This is a genomic window from Sphingobium sp. TomTYG65 (assembly GCF_055395525.1).
On the sequence record NZ_AP027330.1, the window covers coordinates 117,504 to 142,594 of the forward strand.

Sequence of the window (25,091 nt, forward strand, 5' to 3'; positions counted from 1 at the left end):
CATGTCGTTCACGCTCCCGGGCTTCGATCTCGACGCCTTCATCGCCTCCACTTTGGCTGAAGACCTTGGCCCTGAAGGCCGGGACGTCACCAGCGAAGCGGTGATCCCGGCGGATGCGATCTTCGATGGCGTAATGGACAGCCGTGATGCGGTAACGCTCGCTGGTCTGCCCATCGCCGCCGCCTTCTTCCGCGCGCTCGACCCTCAGGTGGAGATCGAACTGCTGAAGCAGGATGGCGAGCGCGTCTCCCCCGGCACCGACATCATGCGCATCCGGGGCCAGGCGCGGGCGATGCTCACGGCCGAGCGATCCGCGCTCAACACCGTCCAGCATCTGACCGGCATCGCCACCATGACGCGCGCCTATGTCGATGCGATCATGGGCACGGGCGCTACGCTGCTCGACACGCGCAAGACGATCCCCGGTCTGCGTGTGCTGGAGAAATATGCGACGCGCCAAGGCGGGGCGACCAATCACCGCATGGGCCTGTGGGACGCGGCGATGATCAAGGACAATCACGTCGCCGTCGCGGGGTCGGTCGAAGAGGCCGTGCGCCGCGCCGCCGTCGCGGGGATCGAACGCATCATCGTCGAAGTCGATCGCATCGACCAGATTGAGCCCGCGCTCTCGGCCGGAGCCACCCATTTGCTGCTCGACAATATGGATGCGCCCACCCTGCGCGGCGCGGTCACCCTTGTGGGCGGCCGCGTGCCGACGGAAGCGTCGGGCGGCGTCACGCTACAGACCATTCGGGCGAAGGCGGAAACGGGCGTGACCTATATCAGCGTCGGCCGCCTCACCCAGTCAGCTCCCGCCGCCGACATCGGCCTGGACTTTGCCTTTGCTTGAACGGGTCGCGGCCGCCTTGCTGCTGGCCGCGCCCGGAACGGCCTTCGCCCAGGCGGTTCAATGCAGCCTACCTGCTCAGACGCCGCGCCCTCGCCCCGAATCTCAGCCCGGCAACGAACCGCGCCGTTTCCTCCCGATCGCGGGCTATACGCTGGCGCTCAGCTGGTCGCCCCAATATTGCGCCACTGCCAGGGGAGCTGGCAGCGCCTTCCAGTGCAGCGGCAAAAACGGGCGCTTCGGCTTTATCCTGCATGGTCTCTGGCCCGAGGGTCTGGCCAGCGATTGGCCGCAATATTGCCGCGCCACCGATCTGCTTCCCCGCCAGGTCATTCGCCAGAATCTCTGCGCCACGCCGTCTGCCCAACTGCTCCAGCATGAATGGGCTAAGCATGGCAGCTGCATGACCACCAGGCCGGACCTTTATTTCAACCTTTCTCGCGCCTTGTATGAATCGGTTCGCTACCCGGACATGGCCGCATTGGCGCGCCGCGAGACTCTGACGGTCGGTCAGTTCGCCACCGCTTTCGCCCGGGCCAATCCGCACCTTCGACCAGAGATGATTTCCGTACAGAACACGCGCGGCAATCGTCTGAGCGAAGTATGGCTCTGCATGGATCGGACGATGGAGTTCGTCCGCTGCCCCGTTCGCCAGCGCGGCGCGACGGCCGCCAGTTTCCTGCGCATTGAACCGGGTCCAGCCATGCCGCGTTCCAAAAGAGCCACGCCGGTTCCCGCTCGGCGGCCTGCGCTGATCCTCGAGCTTGATCCCAATGCGCAGGTGCCGGCGGATTAGCCCTCGATCGTCACGGTCGAAGGATGATGTTTATCCAGATGTTTGCGGATGATCCGCAGATTCTTGGTGTTGGATTTGAAGAGGAAGTCGAACACGTCCCCTGCGAAGGGGATCGCACCCACCAGCGTGTCGAACCCCACATTGGCGGCCATACGCGCCAGCTGCCACTTGGGCATGCCTAGGTTCCGCGCTTCCCACACGATCCACGCGCCCATGGCGGCCGTCGCCAGGTCACCCACCACGGGGATCAGCCCAACCAGACTGTCCAGTCCCACGCGACGGTTGGTGCCGGGGATGACGAATAGCCCCTCCAGCATGGCCTCCATGGCCTCGATCCGCCGCCGGATCGATGCGGGATCGCGACCAAAGCCGGGCAGGTCGCGCACCATGCGATCAAACTGGTCCTGCGAAAACGCCATTCTTGCTCCTCCAATGGAGCCTAGTTGGTGCTGCGGAACAGATGGTTCAATGGGTGCCGGGCTCGGGGGGAGGGCATGAATCCGTTCAGTCGCCGGGTTACGAGCGACCAGCGTATAGGAGCGCCAAGCGCGATATAGCCGTTATGCGCCTGCATCAGCGCTTCAGCTTGCGCGATCCGTGCCATCCGCTCGGACAGGCTGCTGGCAAGGCTCGCGGCTTGCAGCTGGGCGTCGGCCTCTGCCGAACAATGCACCTTCCGCGCACAGCCAATCCGGCCGAGATACCAGAGCGCGCTGTCATATGCGGCAACTTCGTCGATCAGGCGCAGATCGGAGTCGTCCTTCATCGCCACTCGGGCGACCCGCAGGCCGATCAGCCCCAGATCATGCCGGAGAAGGCCGAACAATGTCGTCGCCCCTGGTCCATCGGGTAAGGCGACGCGCAGCACCGGCGGATGGCCATTGTCGCTGCGCCAGCGTGTGACCGCCGCGCTCGCCTGCGCCCGCCGCTCCTCCATCGTCATATCCGACCAGTCCGGCTGGGTTGGAGGCTGCTGAAGGTCAAGCTGGCCGGGTACGATCTGCTCAGTGATTGCCCAGCCGCCCAACGGGAACAGGACCGGCAGCTGGCTTCGGTCGATGGCCATGTTGATCGCCCGCCGCACAGTATCATCGTCCAGCAGCTTGCCCTTGCCCGTCACTGCCAGCCCCAGCAGCCCCTGCACCGGGTCGACCCGCACTGCGTCGCGATCGATCCCGGCGGGCACTAGCAACGGCAGGTCGGCAAAGCGCCCGCCCAGCACCATGGCGGTGTTGCCCTCGCGAAAGCGGATGATCGCCAGCGCCGATCTCTCCGCTCGCAGAATGCGCGTTTCCCAAGGCTGCGGAGGCTGGTCATCCTCACCATTGCCGGGCTGGTCCACAGGGCTGAGAATCAGCGCCTTGCCCCAACGTTTTCCACGGTAAGGACCTGTTCCCCCTTCACTCGACAGCAGTGCCATTTGCGGCTGCGCCAGCATCTGCAACAGGTAGGGTCGCGGAGCCGCAAGCCGAATTTCTATAACCTCGCCAGTCATCGGCACCACCGCTTCTACCGCATCGAGAGGGCCTTCCGGATCCAAGCGCCGCAGCGATTCGATCCGCGCCATCAGCAGCCGTGCGATCACCGCCGCAGTGACCTTTTCTCCATCGGGCCAGTTGGCACGGCGCAACCGGAAGATGTAGCTGCGCCCCTCATCCTCGACGATCCAGCGCTGTGCCAGCGCGGGTAAAATCTCGCCCGCTGCGTCGAATGCGACCAATCCCTGGGCCGTGGCTTCCAGGATCAGCTTGGCGCCCGGATCAGGCAAATTCTCCAGCGGCTTGGCGAAATCGGCGGGCGATCCGATGACGCTGACCGCCACAGGCCCGCTGGCTTCCTGCGAACAGCCTGCAAGAAGCGCCGTTGCGCCCATCAGGACGGCAATCGATCGGAGCAGGGGGGCGGCCACGGTCATGCGTCCAACAGGCTTAGAGTCTGTCTCGCCCGAGTTGAAGCTTTACATCGGAATATTCTTTGTCAGGAAATCGTCGATGGGCGGGGGTGCCGAAGGGAAGGGGATTTAGCGACCTGCCAATGTAGCCATAAACATGTCCCATCCCGGAACAGCATTTTGTTAACCATGACTTCGCATTGGACGGAGGGCTGGGTGCGCCTATGACTTTCGATATGCGTTTCTTATCCACCACGCTGCTCGTCTTTGCGGCCGCCGGAGCGGCTGCCTTGGCGCAAGGCACGCCCACTCCCTTTACCTTGGCGGAAAGCGGGCGGAGCTTTGGCTCGCTCAAGGATGCCGTGGCGGCCATCGGCAGCGGAAAGGGTACGGTGCTGATCGCGCCGGGGACCTATGCCCAATGCGCTGTGCAGGAGGCAGGAGATGTCGCCTTCCGCGCGCAAACGCCCGGCAGCGCGATCCTCAATGGCGTGGCCTGCGAGGGTAAGGCCGCCCTTGTCTTGCGCGGCCGGTCGAGCAGTGTCGATGGCGTCATCTTCCAGAATGTGCGCGTGCCCGACGGCAATGGGGCGGGCATAAGATTGGAAAGCGGCGATCTGACGGTCACGAACAGCCTGTTCCGCAACAGCGAAGAAGGCATATTGAGCGGGGACGCGCCGGGCAACCGCGTCACCATCGATAAATCGACATTTCGCCATCTTGGCCGCTGCGACCGTGATCTGGATTGCGCTCACGGCATCTATATCGGTCGTTATGGCAAGCTCACCGTTACCCGCTCTCGCTTCGATCAGGGCGATGGCGGCCATTATCTCAAGACTCGTACGCCGCGCGTCACCATCACCGACAACAGCTTCGACGATAGTGGCGGGCGCCTCACCAACTATATGATCGACCTGTCCAATGGCGCGAGCGGTGAAATCAGCCGCAACGAAATGGTGCAGGGCCGGAACAAGGATAATCACAGCGCCTTCATCACTGTTGCGCCCGAAGGCCGGGAGCATGACAGCAGCGGCCTGTCGATCGCGGGCAACAGCGCATCTTTCGTGCCGGGCTTGCAGCGCAACAGCAGCTTCGTCGCCAATTTCACCGATGACGTGGTGAAAATCGGATCGAATCGCCTGGCGAGCGGGATCAAGCAGACCGACCGCCGCTGAGCGCCCTCAGCTTGCGCGAGTCGCCGTCCCGGTCGATAACGCGGCGATGCGCAGCACTAATGATTCCGCCACCGTACGCCTCTATCACCTGAGCGACTCTGAAGAGGGAGGCGCAGCGACGACCCTCTTTTACGGCCCGTTAAGCCAAGCTGTGCTTATCGCGGAGCAGCAGCCGCAAGATATCCAGGACGGGCTGTTCATCGCCACTGATAATGACGTGGTCGCCTGGCTTGATTTGCGGGAGGCTGAATAACTGCCTCCGTGCTGAGGAGGGAATGTGCGCAAGTTGGAAGGCTTTTTCGAAGTCAGTTATGACAGCAGCCGCAAGCTGATCAAAATCACGACCTATGGTTTCTGGAATCTCCAGGTAGTCGAGAAGTTTGCGCAGGCGATCGCCGACATTGGCACGGTCGCCGAGGATGGTTGCGATACGCTGCTCAACACCTGCCGCACCGAAATCCATACGCTGGAGGTCAGTGAGGCGCTGAGCCGCATTTCCTATGCAAACAGGGAGGCCAAACCGGGCCGCATCGCCATTGTGTCCCCATCCATGCTCCTGCGGATGCAGACCAAGCGGCTGCAGATGGCTGACGGCAACTATGGCTATTTCGATACCGAACAGGAGGCGTTGGAGTGGCTTGCAGCCGCCTAGCGCCTGCATCTCCGTTCCAGCTTTTCCGCACCCCTCCGGCTCTATAGAGTTGTGAAATCCGGCCGGGCAGGAGAAGCGTCCATGTCTTACACCCTCATCACCGCCAATCGAAATTATTCGAGCTGGTCGCTTCGTCCCTGGGTGTTGATGAAGGCGCTCGGCATTCCATTCGTGGATAGGCTCGAGCCGTTCGCGCAGAGCGTCAATTATGCCGCGTTCCGCGCCTTCTCCCCCACGGGGCAGGTTCCTGTGCTGATTGACGGGAGCCGGACGGCTTGGGACTCGCTTGGCATCACGCTTTATCTTGCCGATCGGCATGCTGGGGTTTGGCCGCAGGATGAGGACGCACGCGCCTTTGCCCAATGCGCCGTCGCCGAAATGCACAGCGGCTTTTCGACTCTGCGGAACGAATGTCCGATGAATGTCGGGGTGCGCGTGGAACGGGACCTGCCTTCACCGCACCTCAACCGCGACATTGCGCGGCTGGCCGAGTTGTGGGGCGAGGGGCTGAGGCGATTCGGCGGACCCTATCTCACGGGACCGGCGTTCACGGCTGCGGATGCCTTTTACGCGCCCGTCGCCTTCCGCGTTCGGACCTATGACCTGGATGTAGGCCCCGTGGCACGCAAATGGGTCGATCATATACTGGTTCATCCCGCGATGCAGGAATGGGAAGCCGCTGCTCTGGCGGAGACATGGCGCGAAGAAAGCCATGAGGCGGAGGTGGGTGCAGCAGGACGCATCATCCAGGATGATCGCGCATCGTAAAGCTCCGTCGCAGTCTCGCTATCTCCGGAAACAGGAAATATTGGCTTCCTTCCCCCTTTCGCCGGACCCCGTCTGGGTCTAGGGGGAGACTGTTATGGTCAAGCCCCGCACGTTGTACGAGAAGATTTGGGACGCGCACGTCGTTGAACGCCGTCCCGACGGAACCTGCCTCATCTATATCGATCGTCACCTCGTTCATGAGGTGACGAGCCCCCAGGCATTCGAGGGCCTTCGGCTGGCTGGCCGACCAGTGCGCCGCCCCGATCTGACCCTCGCCGTGCCGGACCATAATCTGCCGACCACGCCCCGCCGGGATGCGCAAGGCAATCGCATCCCGATCGCCGACCCCGAAAGCGCACAGCAACTCGCCGCGCTGGAGCGGAACGCCCCGGAATTCGGCGTGCGCCTGATCGGTGACGCCGACCTCGAACAGGGTATCGTTCATGTCGTTGGGCCGGAGCAGGGCTTCACTTTGCCGGGCACGACGCTGGTCTGCGGCGACAGCCACACCAGCTCGCATGGCGCATTGGGCGCGCTGGCGTTCGGCATCGGCACGTCCGAAGTCGAACATGTGCTCGCCACCCAGACGCTGCTCTTGAAGCAGTCGAAGACCATGGAAGTGGTCGTAGAGGGCGAACTGGGCTTCGGCGTCACGCCCAAGGATGTGGCGCTGGCGATCTGCGGCCGGATCGGCACTGCCGGCGGCACGGGCTATGTCATGGAATATCGCGGGTCTGTCTTCCGGGACATGTCGATCGAGGGCAGGCTGACGGTCGCGAACATGTCGATCGAGGCTGGCGCGCGATCGGGATTGTTCGCGCCTGACGAGAAGACCTTCGCCTATCTGAAGGGGCGTCCGTTGGCGCCGAAGGGCGCGGAATGGGACGCGGCAGTCGCCTATTGGAAGACGCTGCGTACGGACGAAGGGGCGCAGTTCGACAAGACGGTCGTCATCGACGCGGCGGACATTGTGCCCAATGTGACCTGGGGCACCAGCCCTGAGGATGTGGTGCCGGTCACCGGCGTCGTACCGAGTCCTGACAGCTTCGCCGATCCGTCCAAGCGGGCCGCTGCGCAGAAGTCCCTCGATTATATGGGCCTGTCTGCCGGGCAGCGGATGGAGGATGTGTCGGTCGAGCATATCTTCATCGGCAGCTGTACCAACAGCCGCATCGAAGATCTGCGCGCCGCCGCTGCGCTGCTGAAGGGACGTCACATCGCTGGCGGTATCAAGCAGGCGCTGGTCGTGCCCGGATCGGGCCTCGTCAAGCAGCAGGCCGAAGCCGAAGGGCTCGACCGTATCTTCAAGGATGCCGGGTTCGAATGGCGCGAACCAGGCTGTTCGGCTTGTCTCGGCATGAATCCTGACAAGGTGCCCGCAGGCGAGCGTTGCGCTTCCACCAGCAACCGCAATTTCATGGGCCGCCAGGGCCCGGGATCGCGGACCCACCTTGTGTCTCCCGCCATGGCTGCTGCGGCCGCCATTACGGGGCATCTCACTGACGTGCGAGAATTGCTGAACGAAAAACAGGGAGAGGTGGTCGCATGAAGAAGGTGTTCTGGCTGCTGGCGCTCGGTGCGCTGGCCAGTGCTGCGATGGCGGCGACCCTCGGGCGGGCGGAAGATACGCGCCGCCTGGAGAACAAGCAGGCGAATTGATGGAAAAGCTGACTATCGTTGACGGGCGAGCCTATCCGTTCGGGATGAAGAATGTCGATACGGACATCGTCATCCCAGCCCATTGGCTAAAGACCATATCGCGGGCGGGGCTTGGCAAGGGCGCCTTTGAGGTGCTGCGCAAAGAGCCCGGCAATGTCTTCGACGATCCGGAATATGCCGGTAGCCCCATCTTGATCGCGGGCGATAATTTCGGCTGCGGGTCGAGCCGTGAGCATGCGGCCTGGGCCTTGGCCGACCTTGGCATCAAGGTCGTGATCGCGCCCAGCTTTTCGGACATCTTTTCCGGCAACGCGTTCAAGAACGGCATATTGACGGTGGTCCTGCCGCAGGAGGCGATCGACCGGCTGATGGAAGTCGCCAAGACCGATCCGATCCACGTCGATCTGGAGCAGCAGACCGTTACCACGCAGTTTCAGGATCGCTTCCAGTTCGAGATCGATCCGTTCCGCAAGCACTGCCTGCTTGGCGGGCTCGATGAGATCGGGCTGACGCTGGGGCAGGCGGATACGATCAGTCAGTTCGAGGCGAAGGACGCCGGTCTGCGGCCTTGGCTCGTTCCCGCCGTTGCGTAACCGTCCCGATCTTCCTATTTCATCTGATAATCCAGCTTCTTTTTACAGGGCACAGGCATGACGACTTTCGACGACCGCGAGAAGGCCTTTGAAAATATGTTTGCCCACGACCAGGAGATGCAGTTCCGCATCCAGGCGCGGCGCAACCGGTTGCTGGGCGAATGGGCTGCAGCCAAGATGGGGCTGACCCCGGAAGAGACCGATGCTTATGCCAAGGCGGTCGTGCAGGCGGATTTTGAGGAAGCCGGCGATGAGGACGTGATCCGCAAGCTGGTGGGCGACATGACACAGGCTGGCGTCGACATCGACGAGGCGGGCGTTCGCGCCGCTCTGGAAGAGCAGCAGGTGATCGCTCGCCGCCACTTCATTGAAGCCCAGTAAGCAGGACGGACCTTTCTCATGCCGATGGCTGCCGATGAAATTGCGGACATGATCCGGGCGGCCATTCCGGACGCTGAGGTAGAGATTACCGACCTTGCTGGCGATGGCGATCATTATGCCGCGCGAGTGGTGTCGGAAAGCTTCCGGGGCATGAACCGGGTGGCGCAGCAACGCGCCGTTTATGCCGCGCTGGGCGGCCGTATGGGCGGCGTGCTTCACGCCTTGCAACTGACCACCGCCGTTCCCAACTAACCGCTTACGATTTTCATGCGCCGCAGCCATTCACCGGCGCCTTAGAGGACTGGACCGACCCATGACCGACGCCGTGCAGCAGCGGATCGCCGATATCGTGAACAGCAATGACGTGGTGCTTTTCATGAAGGGGACGCCCCTGTTCCCGCAATGCGGATTTTCCAGCCGCGCCGTCGCCATCCTCGACCATCTGGGCGTCGCCTATGAAAGCGTCGATGTGTTACAGGACCAGTTGGTCCGTCAGGGCATCAAGGCTTTTTCAGACTGGCCGACCATTCCGCAGCTCTATGTGAAAGGCGAATTTGTCGGCGGCAGCGACATCATGATGGAAATGTATGAGGCGGGTGAGCTTCAGCAGCTTATGGCGGATGAGGGTGTGGCTTCGGCCAACTGAGGGCGATCCTAGATCCGGACAATCTCCGGAAGAATCGCATCGAGTAGCAGCATCGCTGCTGGCGTAAGGCGCAGCCTTTGGGTGTCGCGCTCTAGCAGGTCCAGTTTTGTCAGGCGGATGACCGCCTCATGATCGACGAGCATGTCAGGTTCCAATCCTGACATCTTGGAAATCCGCTGGAGATCAACGCCCTCCGCAAGGCGCAGCCCCATGATCAGCGCCTCTCGAGCGCGATCGGCCGGCGCGAGCGGTTCCTCGCTTTGCAGGCCATGGCCGTTACGGAGCACAGCCGCCATCCAGTTTTCCGGCTTTTTGTGGCGCAGCGTCGCCAAACCCCCACGGCGGCCGTGGGCGCCAGGGCCGATTCCCGCATAACTGCCGTACCGCCAATAGGTGAGATTGTGCCGGCTCTCCTGCCCTGGCTTGGCATGGTTGCTGATTTCATAGGCGGGCAGCCCCGCCGCCTGGGTCATGGCCTGGGTCTGCTCGTAGAGCGTAGCCGCATGATCGGGGTCGGCGGGGGTCATCTTGCCCTGAGCGACAAGGGTAGCGAAACGGGTGCCAGGTTCGATCGTCAGCTGGTAGAGTGAGAGATGATCGGTGCCGAAGGCAAGACCCCGGGCCAGTTCCGCCTCCCACTCGGCTTCGCTCTGGTCCGGCCGCGCGTAGATGAGGTCGAAATTCACCCGGTCGAAAACGGATTGGGCGACGTCCAAGGCAGCGAGCCCTTCTGCCACATCATGAGCCCTGCCGAGGAAATGCAGGGCCTGATCGTTGAGCGCCTGAATGCCGAGCGATACGCGGTTGACGCCCGCGCTCGCCAGATCAGCGAAGCGTGCAGCCTCCACCGAACTCGGGTTGGCCTCCAGCGTGATTTCCATGTCGCTCGTCGGCTGCCAGTAGCCCGCTGCCGCATCGACGATGCCCGCAACAATGGCCGGCGGCATCAGCGATGGCGTGCCCCCACCGAAGAAGATCGAGGAGAGCGGGCGTCCCCTGTTCAGCGCCGCTTCATGGGCCAGATCGTTTAGCAGCGCATCGCGCCACGCGTCGGTATCGATGGCGGCCCGGACGTGACTGTTAAAATCGCAGTAGGGACATTTTGAAACACAAAATGGCCAATGCACATATAGGGCCATAGGTTCGGGCGCAGGCGCGGGGGACTCGAGCGGGGACAGGGGCATGATTGGGGGCGTCTTTAGACGGCTTTGGGCTGCGCGGCCAGCGATCGCGGCGGCAGCCATACTAGCTATTCCAGGCTTTGTGGGGACTGGCAGCATCGCAGCAGCGCCAGCGCGGCGGACGGCAACGACGCAAACCGTCATGCCGGCCGCTTATTATGGCATGGACGAGGCGGAGCGCGACGACGGGCTGCTCCGCGATGTCGTTCTGGGCATGCACAATGATGAGCGGGAATCGCTGGGCCTTCCGGCACTCGCCTGGGATGCGGCGCTGGCGCAGGATGCAGCGCGCTACGCCCGTCAGATGGCGGTCACCAATCGCTTCCAACATTCGCCGCGAGCATCGCGCTCTATCCCAAGCGGCGAGAACCTTTGGATGGGGCCGCGCCGACTTTACGAGTATGAGGTGATGATCGGCGCGTTCCTTGAGGAGAAGCGGCTATTCCGTCGAGGCGGCAAGCTGCCCAATATCAGCACATCGGGGCGCTGGGCTGATGTCGGCCATTATACGCAGATGATCTGGCGCGGCACTCGCAAGGTCGGCTGCGCGCTCGCCGATGGACAGAATTATGAATATCTCGTCTGCCGCTATTTCCCCGCCGGTAACGAATTCGGCAAGGGGCCACTCGACGCGGAAGACAACCCTCGCGGGCCGCTCTTTGCAGGTGGGGGCGAATAGACGCCCCACCTGCTGTTTTTAGAAGACGGTCGAGACCAACTGCGCGAAAGCGTCGGCGCGGTGGCTCATCGCATGTTTTTTCGCGGGGTCCATCTCGCCAAAGGTGATGGCGTGACCAAGCGGCTGAAAGATCGGGTCATAACCAAAGCCCTTGTCGCCGCGTGGCGGCCAGGCGATCGTTCCATCAACGCGGCCTTCAAACGCTTCGACATGCCCGTCGGGCCACGCCAAGGCCAAGGCGCAGATGAAATGCGCGCCATGTCCCGCGCCCGGTCCCTTGGCTTCGATCGCGTCCCAGACCAGCCGCATCGCTATGCTGAAATCCTTCGTTTCTCCAGCCCAACGGGCGGAGAAGATGCCAGGGTCGCCGTTCAAGGCTTCGACACAGAGGCCGCTGTCGTCCGCCAGCGCGGGCAGGCCGGAAAGGTCGGCCGCCTGCATCGCCTTCAGCTCTGCATTGGCGATGAAGGTGGTGCCGGTTTCTTCAGGTTCCGGTAGGTCCAGCGCGGCCGCTGACACGGTTTCTATGCCATAGGGCGCGAGCAATTCGCCGATCTCCCGAACCTTGCCGGGATTGTGACTCGCGATCACCAGCTTGCCGGGTCCCAGCTTGCGGATCGCCTGTTCCTGTCCGAAGTCGTCGCTCATCTTTGTACCTTATTGCCGTTCGCTTCGAACCTGTCGAGACGCGCGTAACGTGGGGCACGCGTTTCTCGACCTGCTCGAAACGAACGGATGTGGCTTAGCGCCCGGTCGCCTTGTCCTGCGCCGCGAAAATCTGTGCGCAACCGATGCGGGCAAGGCGCAGCAGGCGCAGCAGTTCTTCCTCGTCATAGGCCGCGCCTTCGGCAGTGGCCTGGACTTCGGCGAACTTGCCGTCTCCAGTAAGGATCAGGTTGGCGTCCGTTTCGGCATTGCTGTCTTCGGCATAATCCAGGTCGAGGACGGGCGTGCCATTGTAGATGCCGCAGCTGATCGCCGCGACCTTCTGCACGATCGGGTCTTCGGTGAGTGCGCCGGACGCCAGCAGCTTGTCGATGGCGATGCGCAGGGCGACCCAACTGCCCGAGATGGCGGCGGTGCGGGTGCCGCCATCGGCCTGAATGACGTCGCAATCGACGACGATCTGGCGCTCGCCCAGCTTCTTCAAATCGACCACGGTGCGGAGCGAGCGACCGATTAGCCGCTGGATTTCCTGGGTGCGGCCCGACTGCTTGCCCTTGGCCGCCTCACGGCTGCCGCGCGTGTGGGTGGCCCGGGGAAGCATGCCATATTCGGCCGTTACCCAGCCCGACCCCTTGCCGCGCAGGAAGGGTGGAACCTTTTCCTCGACCGACGCAGTGCACAGCACCCGCGTGTCGCCGAAGCTGACGAGGCAGCTCCCCTCGGCATGGATGGTGAAGCCGGGTTCCATGGTGATGTCGCGCATCTGGTCGGGCGCGCGGCCGGAAGGACGCATAAAATTCTTTCTCCGAAGCGATCAGTCGATGGGGCTTAGCGCCGGGCGTGGCGTCATGCCAGTGGCGATACGCCGGAAAGATGATAGGAAGCCAGGCATGCAGTTGCGATGGATGATGATTTTGGTGGGCGCTGCCCTGACGGCGGGTTGCACGGGGGAAAGGCCGGAGCTGGAAAAGCCCCTGGCCGCAGGCGACACGATCCGCTTTTCGGCGGGGCCATGCTTCGGCGCATGCCCCAGCTACAGCCTGCAAGTTACGCCGGATGGATCAGGGCTGCTGGAGCCGGAGCGGTTTACGGCCGTGCCTGGCGCAACGCGCTTTACCGTCTCGCCTCTTCAATATCGCCGTTTCCGCTCGGCGCTGGCGCAATTTCGGCCTCCCGCCGGGACCGTCAAACGCATAGCCCATGGTGAGAATTGCACGCGCTTTGCGACCGACATGCCTGCCTACACGATCGAATGGACCCGGGGCGATCGGCCCGCGACCCGTCTGGAATTCCAGTCAGGTTGCATGGACCCTGCTTATGGCAAGCTGCGGGCGACGATAGCGACCATTCCCAAGATGCTGGACATCAGCGCGATGGTGAAGCCCGCGCCCAGCCGTTAAGCGCGGCTTGAGTGCGGGCCGGTGCTTGCCTAGATAGAGGGCCATGGCGGTCACACCGGTCACTGAACTCAACGATAGGGCGCGCGATGTATTCCGCCTGGTGGTCGAGAGCTATCTCGGCACCGGATTGCCTGTAGGTTCGCGCACCATCAGCAAACTGGCGACGCTCAGCCTTTCGCCAGCCTCCATCCGCAATGTCATGCAGGACTTGGAGGAGCTGGGCCTGCTCGCCGCGCCTCATACTTCGGCAGGTCGGATGCCGACCGAGACGGGCCTACGCCTCTTTGTCGATGGTATGATGCAGGCGGCGGAGCCTTCCGCGGAGGAACGGCGCGCAATCGAAGCTGGCATTGCCGAAGGCGGCCCAATCGAGGAGGCGCTTTCGGCGGCGACTGCGGCGCTTTCCGGACTGTCGGCCTGTGCGGGCATCGTGATGGTGCCCAAGCGGGAGCCGGTGTTGCGCCAGTTCGGCTTCGTGCCGCTGAATGAGCGGCAGGCGCTCGCCGTGCTGGTGGGGCAGGACGGATCGGTGGAGAACCGCGTGCTCGACATGCCGCAGGGTGTGACGCCGGTGATGTTGAATGAGGCTGCCAACTTCATGTCCGCCCGCTTTGCCGGCATGACGCTGAGGGAAGCGGGAGAGGCGCTGCGTCGCGAGATGGAAAGTGAGCGGAGCGCGCTTCAGGGGGCGGCGCGCGAACTGGTCGAACGGGGCATCGCCGTCTGGTCACATGACGCGGACGATCGTCCGGTGCTGATTGTTCGGGGTCAGGCGCATCTGCTGGACGACGGCACGGCGGCGGACCTGGAGCGGGTGCGGCAGTTGCTGGACGAATTGGAAGGCAAGCAGGAGATTTCCCGCCTGCTGGAAAGCGCGCTGGCCGGGAGCGCCACCAAAATCTTTATCGGCTCGGAAAACAAGCTCTTTTCCCTGTCCGGTTCTTCGGTCATAGCCGCGCCCTACAGGGGCGGCGATGGCCGCGTCGTCGGCGTGGTCGGGGTGATTGGCCCCACACGCTTGAACTATGCGCGGGTGATCCCCATGGTGGACTTCACCGCGCAGACGCTATCGAGATTGATGAGATGAGTGAAGACAAGCTGAATATCGAAAATACCGAAGTCGTTGACGAACTGCCCGAAGATGCAGCGCCTGCGGGCGATGCGGCGGCGGAGCGCGTTGCTGCTCTGGAAGGCGAGTTGGCGGCGGCGAAGCAGGAGGTGCTTTACGCCCATGCCGAGACGCAGAATGTCCGGCGGCGGCTGGAAAAGGAGCTGGCTGACGCGCGCTCCTATGCCGCGACTTCCTTTGCCCGGGACATGCTGTCGGTCGCGGACAATCTGGGACGGGCGCTGCAGGCCATTCCACCGGAGTTGCGGGAGGACGAGAAGTTCAAGGGACTGGTCGCCGGGCTTGAAGCTACGGGCCGGGAGCTGGACAGCGTGTTTGGGCGGAACGGCATCGAGAAGATGGTTTCGGTCGGGCAGCCGCTCGACCCTAACAAGCATCAAGCGATGATGGAAGTGCCGTCTGATGAGGTTGAACCGGGGACGGTGATGATCGAAATGCAGCCGGGTTATACGATCAAGGACCGGCTGCTTCGGCCTGCTCTGGTGAGTGTGGCGAGGAAGCCTGACTAACCGAATTTCCCTGGGCGTTTTACCCCCTCCGGTCCGTGGGCCGGAGGGGCTTTTTAATGAAGGAAATGGCGAGAAGAACGCGCTCTTGATTTTCAGCGCATTTAAGATATATCGTAGTGTATCTAGAAACTACGAGAATAGGTTTATGCACTTTTTTAGATCTGAATGCAGCCGGGGGCATCATGGGCGCTTTGCGGCTATGGCTGGGCATCATGGCGGGCGCGGCGGCGGGCGTGGGCGCTTTGGCGATGCGCCGATGGGCGGCGGTGGCGGCGGGGGAGGGCGCAGGCGGCTGTTCAGCAATGAGGCGCTGCGGCTGATCCTGCTGCAACTACTGGGCGAAGCGCCGCGGCATGGATATGACTTGATCCGCGAGATTGAGAGCCGGTCGGGTGAGGCTTATGCGCCGAGCCCGGGTGTGGTGTACCCGACGCTGACGCTGCTGGCGGACATGGGCCTGATTGACGAGCAGCCGGGAGCGGGCAGCCGCAAGCTGTTCGCGATCAGCGACGCGGGCCGCGCGCATCTGACGGAGAACAGGGCGGCGCTCGATGAGGCGATGGAGCGGCTTACGTCGCTGGCGCAGCGGGCCGAGCAGGTCGACGGCGCGCCGATCCGGCGGGCAATGCACAATCTGTCGATCGCGGTGCGGGCGCGGCTGGAACGGGAAGGAGCGGACCGGGAGACGATGTTCGACGTTGCGTCCCTGATCGATGAGGCCGCGAGCAAGATTGAAAGGCTCTGACATGATTTTGACAGCGAATGTGCCGACGGCTCAAGGGAGCCGCTACCTCCAGCAATTGTGCAAACATTGGGGGCATAAGTTCGAGACGGAGTTCGACGCGGAGAAGGGCGTGATCGCCTTTCCCATGGGGCCGATCCGGCTGGCGGCTGGGGCGGATGTGCTGACCGTCACGATCGAGCCGCAGGAGGATGCTGACGTCGAGCGTTTCAAGCAGGTGGTGGCGGAGCATCTCGACCGCTTTGCGTTTCGGGAAGCGCCTTTGCGGTTTGATTGGCATGCTGCGTAGGTCGTCCTGCCAGCGGAAGCTGGCATCTCGGCTGCTATAAAGGAGTCGCGCTTGACGGCACGAGATCCCAGCTTGCGCTGGGATGGCCAGGGGAGAGGTCAGGCGCGCGGGATGCGGCGGGCGCTGGCGAGGTGATGGGCGTGGGTGATGGCGACGGCCAGGGCGTCGGAGGCGTCCGGCCCTGCAACCTTCGCGCCCGGGAGGAGGCGGGCGACCATGGCGTGAACCTGGTCCTTGGACGCGTTGCCGACGCCGACGACCGACTTTTTGACGAGGCGCGCGGCATATTCGCCCACTTCCATGCCGGAGCGCGAGGCGGCGAGCAGGACCACGCCGCGGGCCTGGCCGAGCTTCAGGGTCGATTGGGGGTTCACGTTGACGAACACTTCCTCGACCGCCGCGCCGCCCGGCTGATGTTCGAGGATAAGGTCGGTCAGCGCGAGGTCGAGCGCCAGCAGGCGCGTGGCCAGCGCCATGTCGGAGTCGGTCTTGATTTGACCGTTGGCGATGTGGGTCAGGCGGTTGCCGTCAGCGGCGATGAGGCCCCAGCCGGTGGTGCCGAGGCCGGGGTCCAGGCCCAGGATGATCATGGCTGGAAATCCGTTCGGTTCAAGCGAAGTCGAGAAGCGCTTGCGCTACCGTCTCTCCACTTCGCTCGACACGAACGGAGGTGAAGCATCTTAACCCAGCTTCTCCATGACGTCGTCGGAGACTTCATAATTGCCCCAGACGGTCTGGACGTCGTCATCATCTTCCAGCGTGTCGACCAGCTTCATGAGCGTGGCGGCGTTGCTTTCGTCGACTTCGACTGTGGTCTGCGGCTTCCAGGCGAGCTTGGCCCCTTCGGCTGGGCCGAGCTTGGCTTCGAGTACCTTGGCGACTTCGTGGAGCGCGTCCATGGCGGTCCAGATTTCATGTTCGTCTTCGTTGGACGACACGTCATCCGCGCCTGCTTCCAGAGCGGCTTCGAAGATCGCGTCGGCATTGCCGGCGCTGGCCGGATAGGTGATGAGGCCCATGCGGTCGAAGCCGTGGCTGACCGCGCCGGACGCGCCCAGATTGCCGCCATTTTTGGAAAAGGCGGTGCGGACGTTGGTGGCGGTGCGGTTGCGGTTGTCGGTCAGCGCCTCGACGATGATCGCGACGCCGCCCGGGCCGTAGCCTTCATAGCGGATTTCTTCGTAATTTTCCGTGTCGCCGCCGATCGCCTTGTCGATCGCGCGCTGGATATTGTCCTTGGGCATGGACTGCGCCTTGGCCGCGTTGACGGCGAGACGGAGGCGGGGGTTCATGTCCGGGTCGGGCATGCCCATCTTGGCCGCGACGGTGATTTCGCGGCTGAGCTTGGAGAACATCGACGAGCGCTTTTTGTCCTGCGCGCCCTTGCGATGCATGATGTTCTTGAATTTGCTATGGCCGGCCACGGCCTGCTCCTAAACTTGTCTGTGATCCGAAGCGCGCTCTCTAGCGGGCGCGTCCCGGTCGTGCAACTTTGAGGTTGAGTGGATGCGTTGAGTACTCGCCTGCTCGGTGAGGCCTGCGCCTGGGGATCTTGTATGCTGAAACGAGTCCAGCATGACGAAGCGGGACGCCCCTATTAGACGAGAATGGCCGTGCCCGAGGCGGAAACCATCAGCATGGAGCCGTTGGAGCCCAGCACTTCATAGTCGAGGTCGACGCCCACCACAGCGTTCGCGCCGAGCGTGGCGGCGCGCATCCGCATTTCGCCGATAGCCTGTTCGCGGGCGCGCTGGAGGACATCCTCATGAGCGCCGGAGCGCCCGCCGACGATGTCGCGCACGCTGGCGAAGAGGTCGCGGAAGAGGTTCGCGCCCACGATCACCTCCCCGGTGACGATGCCGAGATATTCCTTCGCCGGACGCCCTTCCAGGCGGCTGGTGGTGCTGACGATGATCTCGGACATGCTTCTCTCCCGCGTCTGCCTGAGTGATCGAAGCGCCTGTCTTGAAGAAAGAGAGGCGCTTCGACAAGCTCAGCGCGAAGGGAGGAGCGGGAGGTTATTCCATGCCCAGGGCGGACAGGTAGGTCTGAAGGATAGCTTCCATTTCCTGCCGGTCATGCTGGGGCATTTTGCGCAGGCGGACGATCTGGCGCATGATCTTGGGGTCGTATCCGTTGGCTTTTGCCTCCAGATAAACGTCCTTGATGTCGTCGCCGATGCCCTTCTTTTCTTCCTCGAGGCGCTCGATGCGCTCGATAAGTAGGCGTAGCTGATCGGCGGCGACGTTGCCCTCGCTCATGTGCAATTCTCCGGTAGAATGTGAATCGGTTGGCGCACGCCTCTAGAGCATTTTCACTTCGCGTGAAAACGCTCTTCGATTTTTTGATGCCGCATTTTCCAAGCCGTTGACCGCACAGCGGCAACTTGAAAATGCTCCTAATGGTTGTCGGCGTTCTTCGCCACACTCTCCTGCATCTTTGCCAATTGTTCGGGGGTCGCTTCGCTCTGGTGGCGCTTTTTCCATTCCGGAAAGGGCATGCCATGCATGATTTCGCGGGCTTCTTCGCGGCTGAGCGACCCGTCGGCTTGCGCGATCCAGTCGGCCAGGCAGTTGCGGCAGAAGCCTGCCGTGCCCATCAGGTCGATATTCTGAACGTCGGTGCGATGCTGCAAATGCGCGATGAGGCGGCGGAAGGCGGTTGCGGCAACCGCATCTGTGAGTATGGTGTCGGCCACGGCGATCCTTTCGCTGATCTACATCATCCTGTCGTGCAGCACGGATAATCGAAAACGGCGCCCTGGCAAGCCGGAGGCGACCATGACGGTCAGGAGCTATTTGGAATGACGAAATTGCCGCCCCGTTCGCGCAAGGTCCGCATCCTCGCGACCCTTGGCCCCGCGAGCGATAGCCCGGAAGTGATTCGGGCGCTCTTCGTCGCCGGGGCAGACGCTTTCCGCATCAACATGAGCCACGGCGCGCATGAGGATCATGCGGCGCGGATCGCCACCATCCGGGCGCTGGAGAAGGAATTCGGCCGGCCGACCACGATCTTGGGCGACCTGCAGGGGCCAAAGCTGCGCGTGGGGACGTTCAAGAGCGGGCTTGCCGTGCTGGAAACCGGCGCGTCCTTCGTGCTGGACCGGGACGAGAAGCCGGGCGACGCCAAGCGCGTCAACCTGCCGCACCCGGAGATTTATGAGGCGCTGGTGCCGGAAACCCGGCTGTTGCTGGACGATGGCAAGCTGGTGCTGCGGGTGAAGAAGGTCGAGGGTGGGCGCATCGACACCATCGTCGAGGTCGGCGGGACGCTGTCCAATCGCAAGGGCGTGAACGTGCCTGATGTGGTGGTGCCAGTGCCTGCGCTGACCGAGAAGGATCGGCGGGACCTCAGCTTTGCGGTCGAGCAGGGGTGTGATTGGATCGCGCTGAGTTTCGTGCAGCGGCCCGAGGACCTCGCCGAGGCGCGCAAGCTGATGGGCGGCTATGGTTCGCTGATGGCGAAGATCGAAAAGCCCGCCGCCGTGCAGCGGCTGGAGGAGATTATCGAGCTGGCCGATGGCGTCATGGTGGCGCGCGGCGACCTAGGCGTGGAATTGCCGCCGCAGGCTGTGCCGCCGTTGCAGAAGCAGATCGTGGCGACTGCGCGGCGCATGGGGCGGCCGGTGGTCGTCGCCACGCAGATGCTCGAATCGATGATCAAGGCGCCGACGCCGACGCGGGCGGAAGTGTCGGACGTTGCCACCGCCGTTTATGACGGGGCCGACGCGATCATGCTGTCGGCGGAAACGGCGGCGGGCGACTGGCCCGAGGAAGCGGTGGCGATGATGGACAGCATCGCGCATAGCGTGGAGCGGGACCCCGGTTATTTCGCGCGGCTGCACTTTACCGAAACCAAGCCGGATGCGACCACCGCCGACGCGCTGGCCGAAGGCGCGGCGGGCATCGTATCGGTCGTGGGGGCGAGCGCCATTACCTGCTTCACCTCATCGGGCAGCACGGTGCGGCGCGTTGCGCGCGAGCGGCCGCTGACGCCGATCCTGGCGCTGACGCCGCGGCTCGATACCGCGCGCAAGCTGGGGCTGACCTGGGGCGTGCATGCGGTGCGGACCAAGGATATCGGGACCTTTGAAGAGATGGTCGGCAAGGCGCGGCGCATGGCGTTGCGGCACGACATGACCCAGAAAGGCGGCAAGATCGTCGTGCTGGCGGGGGTGCCGTTCGGGACGCCGGGCTCCACCAATGTGCTGCATGTCGCGGCCGTGCGCGGGGACGAGCTTAAAGGGCGGGAATAGCGTCCAGCAGCCCGCGCGCGACGAGATCGCGGCGGAGCGTTGGCGCATCGCGGAACAGATGGCCGTGGATGCCCAGCGCCTCGGCCGCCGCGATATTTTCTTCGCGGTCGTCGATGAACAGCGTTTCTTCCGCGCTGAGGCTGAAGCGGTCGAGCGCGAGGCGGTAAATGGCGGGGTCGGGCTTAACCAGCTTTTCCGCGCCGGACACCAGTATGTCGCGGAAGTGCGCGAAGAGAGCGGCTTCACGGGCGTGGAAGGGCGTCCAGAATTCGGCGCTGAAGTTGGTGAGGGCGTAGAGCGGCACGCCGCGCTGATGGAGGTTGCGGACCAGTTCGGGCATGCCGGTGACGGCGGGCTGGACGCTGTCGATGAAACGCTCGCCCCAGAGGCGGATCAGCGGTTCATGCTCGGGATGGCGGGCGATGAGTTCCGCACTGGTTTCGGCGAAGGGTCGGCCCCTGTCATGCTGGACATGCCAGTCCATGGTGACCACATCGCGCAGAAACGCGTCGAGCGCCCGATCATCATCGATCAGGCGCTCGTAGAGGAGCCGGGGCTCCCAATGGTAGAGGACCTTGCCGACGTCGAAGATGACGGCGGCTACCTCCCCGCAGCCTTTAGTCATCGCATCGCTTAAGCGGAAAACCGGTTCCCACTTTTCCTCGCGATGCTTTGATTAGCCCTGGCGGGCCTTGAAGCGGCGGTTGGTCTTGTTGATGACATAGGTGCGGCCGCGACGGCGGATCACGCGGTTATCCCGGTGACGGCCCTTGAGCGACTTGAGCGAGTTGCGGATCTTCATGGAACCAGCCTTTGATGAATCTTGCGTGATCGGAAAATCGAAGCGCAGCCCCTATGGGCGGGGCAGGCGAAAGTCAAGGGTGGCACCCCCCTCTTTTGCCCCGTTCATCCTGCATGCAGCAAAGCCGTGGCTTCACGCGTTGAAGGAAATGCCGGTGCGGCGGCGTGTATGGGCTGAACGCATCCCCTGTTGGAGACTAGCATGATGAAGCAGATCCTCCTGTCCTCCCTTCTGGCGTTGTCGCTGGCCGGATGCGCGACCGCGGTCCCGCCGGTTGAAGTGACGCGATTCCATGTGGGGAACCCGGCGCGCAGCGGCACCATCGCTGTGGAGGAAATGCCCGATAATCCCGATGCCGGGCTGGAATTCCGTACCTATGCGGCGGCCGTCGATCAGGAGTTGCAGCGCGTGGGGTTCGCCCCGGCGGCGACGGGTGCGTGGAGCGACTATGTGGCGCTGGTGGGTTTCCGCCGGACCTTCAGGCCGACCGGATACGGCAATGACGGGCGGCCGGTGAGCGTGGGCGTAGGCGGCGCTGTGGGCAGCGGCGGCTATTCAGGAATGGGCCTGGGAATCGGCATCAACCTGTCCGGGCGGCCCAAGGATATCGTCACCACCGAACTGCAGGTGCAGATCAAGCGTAGGGCCGATTCGGCGGCGGTCTGGGAAGGACGGGCGGTGAGCCAGGCGCGGGAGGGAACCGCCGCCGCGCAGCCGGGGCTTGCCGCGCAAAAGCTCGCGAGCGCGCTGATCGGGGGCTATCCGGGGGAATCGGGGCGCACTATAACCGTCAAATGAGCATATCGATCACCAGCGCCTTCGACAGCGGCAATATTCGCGTTCTTTCCATCACGGACAATAGCGAGCGGGTTCGAGCATCGCTGGAGATCGTCAAGGACCGGCAGAGCGACTTCTATCAATGGTTCCACTTCCGCGTGGCAGGCGTGGCCGGGCGCGAGGTGGAGCTGGCGATCACCAATTGCGGGACGTCGGCCTATCCGGACGGCTGGCCGGGCTACAAGGCACGGGTCAGCGAGGATCGGGAGACCTGGACCCAGGCCGAGACGAGCTATGCCAATGGCACGCTGACGATCCGCCTGTCGCCGGATGTGAACGCAATCTGGGTCGCCTATTTCGTGCCCTATTCGATGGAGCGACACCATGACCTGATCGCCTGGGCCGCTTGCCAGCCCGGGGTCGAGCATCGCGAGTTGGGGCTGACGCTCGATGGGCAGGCGCTGGACCTGCTGACCTTAGGAGAGGGGCCGAAGAAGGTGTGGCTCTATGCGCGCCAGCATCCGGGCGAGAGCATGGCCGAATGGTGGATGGAAGGCGCGCTGGAGCGGTTGTGCGACGAGGAGGATTCGGTCGCGCGGCTGCTGCGGGCCAAGGCGACCTTTCATATCGTGCCGAACATGAACCCGGACGGCAGCCGCCGGGGGCATTTGCGCACCAATGCGGTGGGCGTGAACCTGAACCGCGAATGGCACGAGCCGTCGATGGAACGGAGCCCGGAAGTATTTCTGGTGCGGCAGGCGATGGACGAGACCGGCGTCGATTTCGCGATGGATGTGCATGGCGACGAGGCGATTCCGGCGGTGTTTCTGGCGGGGTTTGAAGGTATTCCGGGGCTGACCGAGAAGCAGCAGCAGCTTTATGAGCGGTTCCGGGATACGCTGGCGCTGCGGACGCCCGACTTTCAGACCGAGCGGGGCTATCCCGTGTCCGCGCCGGGCAAGGCGAACCTGACCATGTCCACGAACCAGATCGCGCAGCGCTTCGGCGCGGTGGCGATGACGTTGGAAATGCCGTTCAAGGACAATGACGACCTGCCGGATGCGGAGTTCGGCTGGTCGCCTGCCCGGTCGATGCAGTTGGCCAAGGATTGTTTGGGCGTGTTGGCGGAGATGATTGGGGAGGTTTGAGGGGGATTCCTCGACCGTAACCCAGCGCTCATCCCGTCATCCCAGCGAAGGCTGGGATCTGTGGCGTGGGGGTCCGCTTAGCCGCGGGAGATCCCAGCTTTCGCTGGGACGACGGCGTGGAAGCGCTTCAGGGTAGGATGCAGGTCAGGCGAACAGATCGCCCAGGAAATCCTTCATCGAGCGGAAGCTGCGATGGTCGGCGTTGGCATTATAAGCCAGGCCCTTTTCGGGCATGTTGACCGCATGATCGGTGAAGGCGTGGCCGGTGTGGCCATAAGCGTGAATCTGCCAGTCGCAGCCTGCCTGCGTCAGCTCATTGGCGAGGGCGACCGTCGCTTCGGGCGGGGCGATGGGGTCTTCCCAGCCGTGGCAGATCAATAGCTTGGCGCTGATGGCGGCGTTGGGGAAGGGCGGGGCGTCATAGACGCCGTGGAAGCTGACGCCGCCCGCAATGTCCGCGCCGCTGCGGGCGAGGTCGAGCACGCATTTGCCGCCGAAGCAGAAGCCGATGGCGGCGGTGCGGCTTTCATCTGCTTCTTCGAGGGATTTGAGGACGGCGTGGGCGGCGTTCGCCCGGTCACGCAGCAGGGCGCGGTCGGCGTTGAGTTCGGCCATGTAGCGGCCCATGTCGGAGTCTTCGCGGGTGGTGCGCTTGCCCCGGCCGTACATGTCCGCGACGAGGATGGTGTAGCCCAGCGCGGCGACCTTTTCGGCATAGGCGAAGTCGGCTTCCTTTGTGCCGAGGACGTTCGGGAAGAGGAGGATGCCGGGACGAGGGCCTTGCACGGAAGAGTCGAAGACGGCGAGGCTTTCGAATGTACCGCCGGGTCCTTCATGGGTGGTTACGCGGCGGGTGATGGTCATGATGGGCCTCGCTGAGTGGTAAGGGCTCGTCATAAATGAATGCCCTTCGTCATCCCAGCGAAAGCTGGGATCTGGTGACAGTGAGTGCCATTTGGCTTGAGACCCCAGCTTGCGCTGGGGCGACGGGGTTAGGAAGGTTAGGCTTCGGCTGTCACAAACTCCCGAAGCCCGGCGCTTCGCCTCTGGCCTGGCTGTCGATGCGCTTGGGGCGTTTCCAGCCGATGCGGGGGCGCTTGCGGAGGCGCAGCGTGGGCCAGTCGCCGCGATCGGCGCGCTCGGCGAGGCGCATGCCCTGCGCCCGATAGGCGGCGAGGACGGCGTCGGCCTGTTCCTTGAGCAATCCGGCGAGGACGATGGTGCCGCCCTCATCCACCATCGCGCAGAGGGACGGGGCGAGTTCGATTAGCGGGCCCGCCAGGATGTTGGCGATCAGCAGGTCGTAGGGGGCGCGGGTGGCGAGGGCGGGATGATCGACGCCAGCGGCCGTATAGAGGGCGAGCTGGCCTTGTCGGCGACCGAGCGCGACGCGGTTGGCGACGGCGTTCTGCGCGCTGATATCAACGGCCACGGGATCAATGTCCGACGCCGTCGCATAAGCGCGGGGCCAGAGGTAAAGGGCGGCGAAGGCGAGCAGCCCGGTGCCGGTGCCGATATCCGCGACATTGCCGAACCGCATGCCGACGCGGCGCATGCGGTCGAGCATCATCAGGCAGCCAGCCGTCGTTTCATGCTGGCCGGTGCCGAAGGCGCGGCTTGCTTCGATGAGGAAATTGACATGGCCGGGCTGCTCCGGATCGGCGGCCAGGTTGCGGACATGGAAGCGCCCGGCTGTGACGGGTTCGAGCCCCTGCTGGCTTAGCGTGACCCAATCCTCGTCCGGCAGCTTTTCGATTGCCGGTTTCGTGCCGGCGGCGCTGGGCACCAGGGTGCGGAGGAGCTTGATGGCGGCGGGACTTGGTTCGCCCTCGAAATAAGCGTCCAGGCGCCAGGCATTTTCATCGTCGGGCGCGGCTTCGCTGGTCATGAGGACCGGCGGCTTGTCCATGAGGGCGAAGGCCGCAATGTCACCGTCCAGCGCTTCTGCTTCGGCGCGGGTGCAGGGCAGGGTGACTTTCCAGCTTTGGGCAGCGGGGGAGGCAGCGTCAGTCATGGCGCGGCCTTTAGAACTTTGACGAGGGGAGGGGAAGCGGGTGGTGCTTCCCCCCTCTCAACTTGTTTCGTCATGCCAGCGACAGCTGGCAT

General features: G+C 63.6%; 34 protein-coding genes. 20 read left to right on the forward strand and 14 right to left on the reverse strand.

What is annotated here, in order from left to right:
• Position 1 precedes the first annotated feature (1 nt).
• Both nadC and ACZ5Y5_RS00585 read left to right on the forward strand, forming a co-directional pair.
• The gene (gene nadC, locus ACZ5Y5_RS00580; protein WP_464809285.1) at positions 2–850 is read left to right on the forward strand and encodes a carboxylating nicotinate-nucleotide diphosphorylase; all 849 of its coding nucleotides are present in this window, start codon (positions 2–4) and stop codon (positions 848–850) included.
• Positions 843–1,643 carry a ribonuclease T2 family protein gene (locus ACZ5Y5_RS00585; RefSeq protein WP_464809286.1) on the forward strand — a complete coding sequence of 267 codons (801 nt, stop codon included), beginning with the start codon at positions 843–845 and terminating at the stop codon, positions 1,641–1,643. The genes nadC and ACZ5Y5_RS00585 overlap by 8 nt, the downstream gene beginning before the upstream one ends.
• On the opposite strand, the gene ACZ5Y5_RS00590 is transcribed toward ACZ5Y5_RS00585, so the two are convergent.
• Together ACZ5Y5_RS00590 and ACZ5Y5_RS00595 are read right to left on the reverse strand one after the other, a co-directional pair.
• The gene (locus ACZ5Y5_RS00590; protein WP_464809287.1) at positions 1,640–2,062 is read right to left on the reverse strand and encodes a DUF4112 domain-containing protein; all 423 of its coding nucleotides are present in this window, start codon (positions 2,060–2,062) and stop codon (positions 1,640–1,642) included. The two genes, ACZ5Y5_RS00585 and ACZ5Y5_RS00590, sit on opposite strands and share 4 nt — an antisense overlap.
• A 20-nt stretch (positions 2,063–2,082) precedes the next feature.
• Complete coding sequence (locus ACZ5Y5_RS00595; RefSeq protein ID WP_464809288.1) at positions 2,083–3,558, reverse strand: ABC transporter substrate-binding protein; 1,476 nt, start codon at positions 3,556–3,558, stop codon at positions 2,083–2,085.
• A gap of 212 nt (positions 3,559–3,770) precedes the next feature.
• On the opposite strand from ACZ5Y5_RS00595, the gene ACZ5Y5_RS00600 reads away from it, so the two are divergent.
• The 9 genes from ACZ5Y5_RS00600 to grxD all read left to right on the forward strand — a co-directional run bounded on the left by ACZ5Y5_RS00600 (position 3,771) and on the right by grxD (position 9,408).
• Positions 3,771–4,709 carry a right-handed parallel beta-helix repeat-containing protein gene (locus ACZ5Y5_RS00600; RefSeq protein WP_464809289.1) on the forward strand — a complete coding sequence of 313 codons (939 nt, stop codon included), beginning with the start codon at positions 3,771–3,773 and terminating at the stop codon, positions 4,707–4,709.
• A gap of 46 nt (positions 4,710–4,755) precedes the next feature.
• The gene (locus tag ACZ5Y5_RS00605; RefSeq protein WP_464809290.1) at positions 4,756–4,962 is read left to right on the forward strand and encodes a hypothetical protein; all 207 of its coding nucleotides are present in this window, start codon (positions 4,756–4,758) and stop codon (positions 4,960–4,962) included.
• 24 nt (positions 4,963–4,986) lie between these two features.
• Complete coding sequence (locus tag ACZ5Y5_RS00610) at positions 4,987–5,361, forward strand: hypothetical protein (RefSeq protein ID WP_464809291.1); 375 nt, start codon at positions 4,987–4,989, stop codon at positions 5,359–5,361.
• A gap of 81 nt (positions 5,362–5,442) precedes the next feature.
• On the forward strand, positions 5,443–6,129 hold the full coding sequence (locus ACZ5Y5_RS00615) for a glutathione S-transferase family protein (RefSeq protein WP_464809292.1): 687 nt from the start codon (positions 5,443–5,445) through the stop codon (positions 6,127–6,129).
• A gap of 94 nt (positions 6,130–6,223) precedes the next feature.
• A complete protein-coding gene (gene leuC / locus ACZ5Y5_RS00620; protein ID WP_464809293.1) occupies positions 6,224–7,678 on the forward strand; it encodes a 3-isopropylmalate dehydratase large subunit in 1,455 nt (484 codons plus the stop codon).
• 109 nt (positions 7,679–7,787) lie between these two features.
• On the forward strand, positions 7,788–8,381 hold the full coding sequence (gene leuD / locus ACZ5Y5_RS00625; protein WP_464809294.1) for a 3-isopropylmalate dehydratase small subunit: 594 nt from the start codon (positions 7,788–7,790) through the stop codon (positions 8,379–8,381).
• 57 nt (positions 8,382–8,438) lie between these two features.
• Positions 8,439–8,762: a DUF1476 domain-containing protein gene (locus tag ACZ5Y5_RS00630; protein WP_464809295.1), complete on the forward strand. Its 324-nt coding sequence runs from the start codon at positions 8,439–8,441 to the stop codon at positions 8,760–8,762.
• An 18-nt stretch (positions 8,763–8,780) separates the two neighbouring features.
• The gene (locus ACZ5Y5_RS00635) at positions 8,781–9,014 is read left to right on the forward strand and encodes a BolA family protein (RefSeq protein ID WP_464809296.1); all 234 of its coding nucleotides are present in this window, start codon (positions 8,781–8,783) and stop codon (positions 9,012–9,014) included.
• 61 nt (positions 9,015–9,075) lie between these two features.
• Complete coding sequence (gene grxD, locus ACZ5Y5_RS00640; RefSeq protein WP_464809297.1) at positions 9,076–9,408, forward strand: Grx4 family monothiol glutaredoxin; 333 nt, start codon at positions 9,076–9,078, stop codon at positions 9,406–9,408.
• Between the two features lie 8 nt (positions 9,409–9,416).
• On the opposite strand, the gene hemW is transcribed toward grxD, so the two are convergent.
• Complete coding sequence (gene hemW, locus ACZ5Y5_RS00645) at positions 9,417–10,547, reverse strand: radical SAM family heme chaperone HemW (RefSeq protein WP_464809298.1); 1,131 nt, start codon at positions 10,545–10,547, stop codon at positions 9,417–9,419.
• A 43-nt stretch (positions 10,548–10,590) separates the two neighbouring features.
• Between hemW and ACZ5Y5_RS00650 the strand changes: the two genes are divergently transcribed.
• Positions 10,591–11,268, forward strand: a complete 678-nt coding sequence (locus ACZ5Y5_RS00650) for a CAP domain-containing protein (protein WP_464809299.1) — start codon at positions 10,591–10,593, stop codon at positions 11,266–11,268.
• Positions 11,269–11,286: 18 nt separating this feature from the next.
• Here the strand turns inward: ACZ5Y5_RS00650 and rdgB are convergent, their stop codons facing one another.
• Complete coding sequence (gene rdgB, locus ACZ5Y5_RS00655; RefSeq protein WP_464809300.1) at positions 11,287–11,916, reverse strand: RdgB/HAM1 family non-canonical purine NTP pyrophosphatase; 630 nt, start codon at positions 11,914–11,916, stop codon at positions 11,287–11,289.
• A 94-nt stretch (positions 11,917–12,010) separates the two neighbouring features.
• On the reverse strand, positions 12,011–12,727 hold the full coding sequence (rph, locus tag ACZ5Y5_RS00660) for a ribonuclease PH (protein WP_464809301.1): 717 nt from the start codon (positions 12,725–12,727) through the stop codon (positions 12,011–12,013).
• Positions 12,728–12,824: 97 nt separating this feature from the next.
• Between rph and ACZ5Y5_RS00665 the strand changes: the two genes are divergently transcribed.
• The 5 genes from ACZ5Y5_RS00665 to ACZ5Y5_RS00685 all read left to right on the forward strand — a co-directional run bounded on the left by ACZ5Y5_RS00665 (position 12,825) and on the right by ACZ5Y5_RS00685 (position 16,003).
• On the forward strand, positions 12,825–13,334 hold the full coding sequence (locus ACZ5Y5_RS00665) for a DUF6438 domain-containing protein (protein WP_464809302.1): 510 nt from the start codon (positions 12,825–12,827) through the stop codon (positions 13,332–13,334).
• 43 nt (positions 13,335–13,377) lie between these two features.
• Entirely contained in the window at positions 13,378–14,421 is a 1,044-nt protein-coding gene (hrcA, locus tag ACZ5Y5_RS00670) for a heat-inducible transcriptional repressor HrcA (protein WP_464809303.1), read from the forward strand.
• Entirely contained in the window at positions 14,418–14,972 is a 555-nt protein-coding gene (grpE, locus tag ACZ5Y5_RS00675; protein WP_464809304.1) for a nucleotide exchange factor GrpE, read from the forward strand. Before hrcA ends, grpE begins: the two co-directional genes overlap by 4 nt.
• A gap of 199 nt (positions 14,973–15,171) precedes the next feature.
• Positions 15,172–15,717: a PadR family transcriptional regulator gene (locus ACZ5Y5_RS00680; RefSeq protein WP_464809305.1), complete on the forward strand. Its 546-nt coding sequence runs from the start codon at positions 15,172–15,174 to the stop codon at positions 15,715–15,717.
• A 1-nt stretch (position 15,718) separates the two neighbouring features.
• Positions 15,719–16,003, forward strand: coding sequence for a DUF2218 domain-containing protein (locus tag ACZ5Y5_RS00685; protein WP_464809306.1), 285 nt, complete (start codon positions 15,719–15,721; stop codon positions 16,001–16,003).
• A gap of 98 nt (positions 16,004–16,101) precedes the next feature.
• On the opposite strand, the gene ruvC is transcribed toward ACZ5Y5_RS00685, so the two are convergent.
• The 5 genes from ruvC to ACZ5Y5_RS00710 all read right to left on the reverse strand — a co-directional run bounded on the left by ruvC (position 16,102) and on the right by ACZ5Y5_RS00710 (position 18,701).
• Positions 16,102–16,593 (reverse strand): crossover junction endodeoxyribonuclease RuvC, encoded by a 492-nt coding sequence (gene ruvC / locus ACZ5Y5_RS00690; RefSeq protein WP_464809307.1) that lies wholly within the window; start codon positions 16,591–16,593, stop codon positions 16,102–16,104.
• A 90-nt stretch (positions 16,594–16,683) separates the two neighbouring features.
• Positions 16,684–17,427, reverse strand: a complete 744-nt coding sequence (locus ACZ5Y5_RS00695; RefSeq protein ID WP_464809308.1) for a YebC/PmpR family DNA-binding transcriptional regulator — start codon at positions 17,425–17,427, stop codon at positions 16,684–16,686.
• 173 nt (positions 17,428–17,600) lie between these two features.
• Complete coding sequence (locus ACZ5Y5_RS00700) at positions 17,601–17,927, reverse strand: heavy metal-binding domain-containing protein (RefSeq protein ID WP_464809309.1); 327 nt, start codon at positions 17,925–17,927, stop codon at positions 17,601–17,603.
• Positions 17,928–18,021: 94 nt separating this feature from the next.
• Positions 18,022–18,264 (reverse strand): DUF2312 domain-containing protein, encoded by a 243-nt coding sequence (locus ACZ5Y5_RS00705; protein WP_097090934.1) that lies wholly within the window; start codon positions 18,262–18,264, stop codon positions 18,022–18,024.
• Positions 18,265–18,401: 137 nt separating this feature from the next.
• A complete protein-coding gene (locus tag ACZ5Y5_RS00710; RefSeq protein WP_464809310.1) occupies positions 18,402–18,701 on the reverse strand; it encodes a DUF1244 domain-containing protein in 300 nt (99 codons plus the stop codon).
• Between the two features lie 105 nt (positions 18,702–18,806).
• Between ACZ5Y5_RS00710 and pyk the strand changes: the two genes are divergently transcribed.
• Positions 18,807–20,258 (forward strand): pyruvate kinase, encoded by a 1,452-nt coding sequence (gene pyk / locus ACZ5Y5_RS00715; protein ID WP_464809311.1) that lies wholly within the window; start codon positions 18,807–18,809, stop codon positions 20,256–20,258.
• On the opposite strand, the gene ACZ5Y5_RS00720 is transcribed toward pyk, so the two are convergent.
• Entirely contained in the window at positions 20,242–20,883 is a 642-nt protein-coding gene (locus ACZ5Y5_RS00720) for an HAD family hydrolase (RefSeq protein ID WP_464809312.1), read from the reverse strand. The two genes, pyk and ACZ5Y5_RS00720, sit on opposite strands and share 17 nt — an antisense overlap.
• Positions 20,884–20,934: 51 nt before the next feature.
• Complete coding sequence (ykgO, locus tag ACZ5Y5_RS00725; RefSeq protein WP_004210176.1) at positions 20,935–21,060, reverse strand: type B 50S ribosomal protein L36; 126 nt, start codon at positions 21,058–21,060, stop codon at positions 20,935–20,937.
• 201 nt (positions 21,061–21,261) lie between these two features.
• Between ykgO and ACZ5Y5_RS00730 the strand changes: the two genes are divergently transcribed.
• On the forward strand, positions 21,262–21,858 hold the full coding sequence (locus ACZ5Y5_RS00730) for a DUF4136 domain-containing protein (RefSeq protein WP_464809313.1): 597 nt from the start codon (positions 21,262–21,264) through the stop codon (positions 21,856–21,858).
• Positions 21,855–22,985: a M14 family metallopeptidase gene (locus ACZ5Y5_RS00735; protein ID WP_464809314.1), complete on the forward strand. Its 1,131-nt coding sequence runs from the start codon at positions 21,855–21,857 to the stop codon at positions 22,983–22,985. The genes ACZ5Y5_RS00730 and ACZ5Y5_RS00735 overlap by 4 nt, the downstream gene beginning before the upstream one ends.
• Positions 22,986–23,129: 144 nt before the next feature.
• Here ACZ5Y5_RS00735 and ACZ5Y5_RS00740 read toward each other — a convergent pair whose 3' ends face one another.
• Together ACZ5Y5_RS00740 and ACZ5Y5_RS00745 are read right to left on the reverse strand one after the other, a co-directional pair.
• Positions 23,130–23,849: a dienelactone hydrolase family protein gene (locus ACZ5Y5_RS00740; RefSeq protein WP_464809315.1), complete on the reverse strand. Its 720-nt coding sequence runs from the start codon at positions 23,847–23,849 to the stop codon at positions 23,130–23,132.
• A gap of 151 nt (positions 23,850–24,000) precedes the next feature.
• Positions 24,001–24,999 carry a 50S ribosomal protein L11 methyltransferase gene (locus ACZ5Y5_RS00745; protein ID WP_464809316.1) on the reverse strand — a complete coding sequence of 333 codons (999 nt, stop codon included), beginning with the start codon at positions 24,997–24,999 and terminating at the stop codon, positions 24,001–24,003.
• Positions 25,000–25,091: the final 92 nt, after the last annotated feature.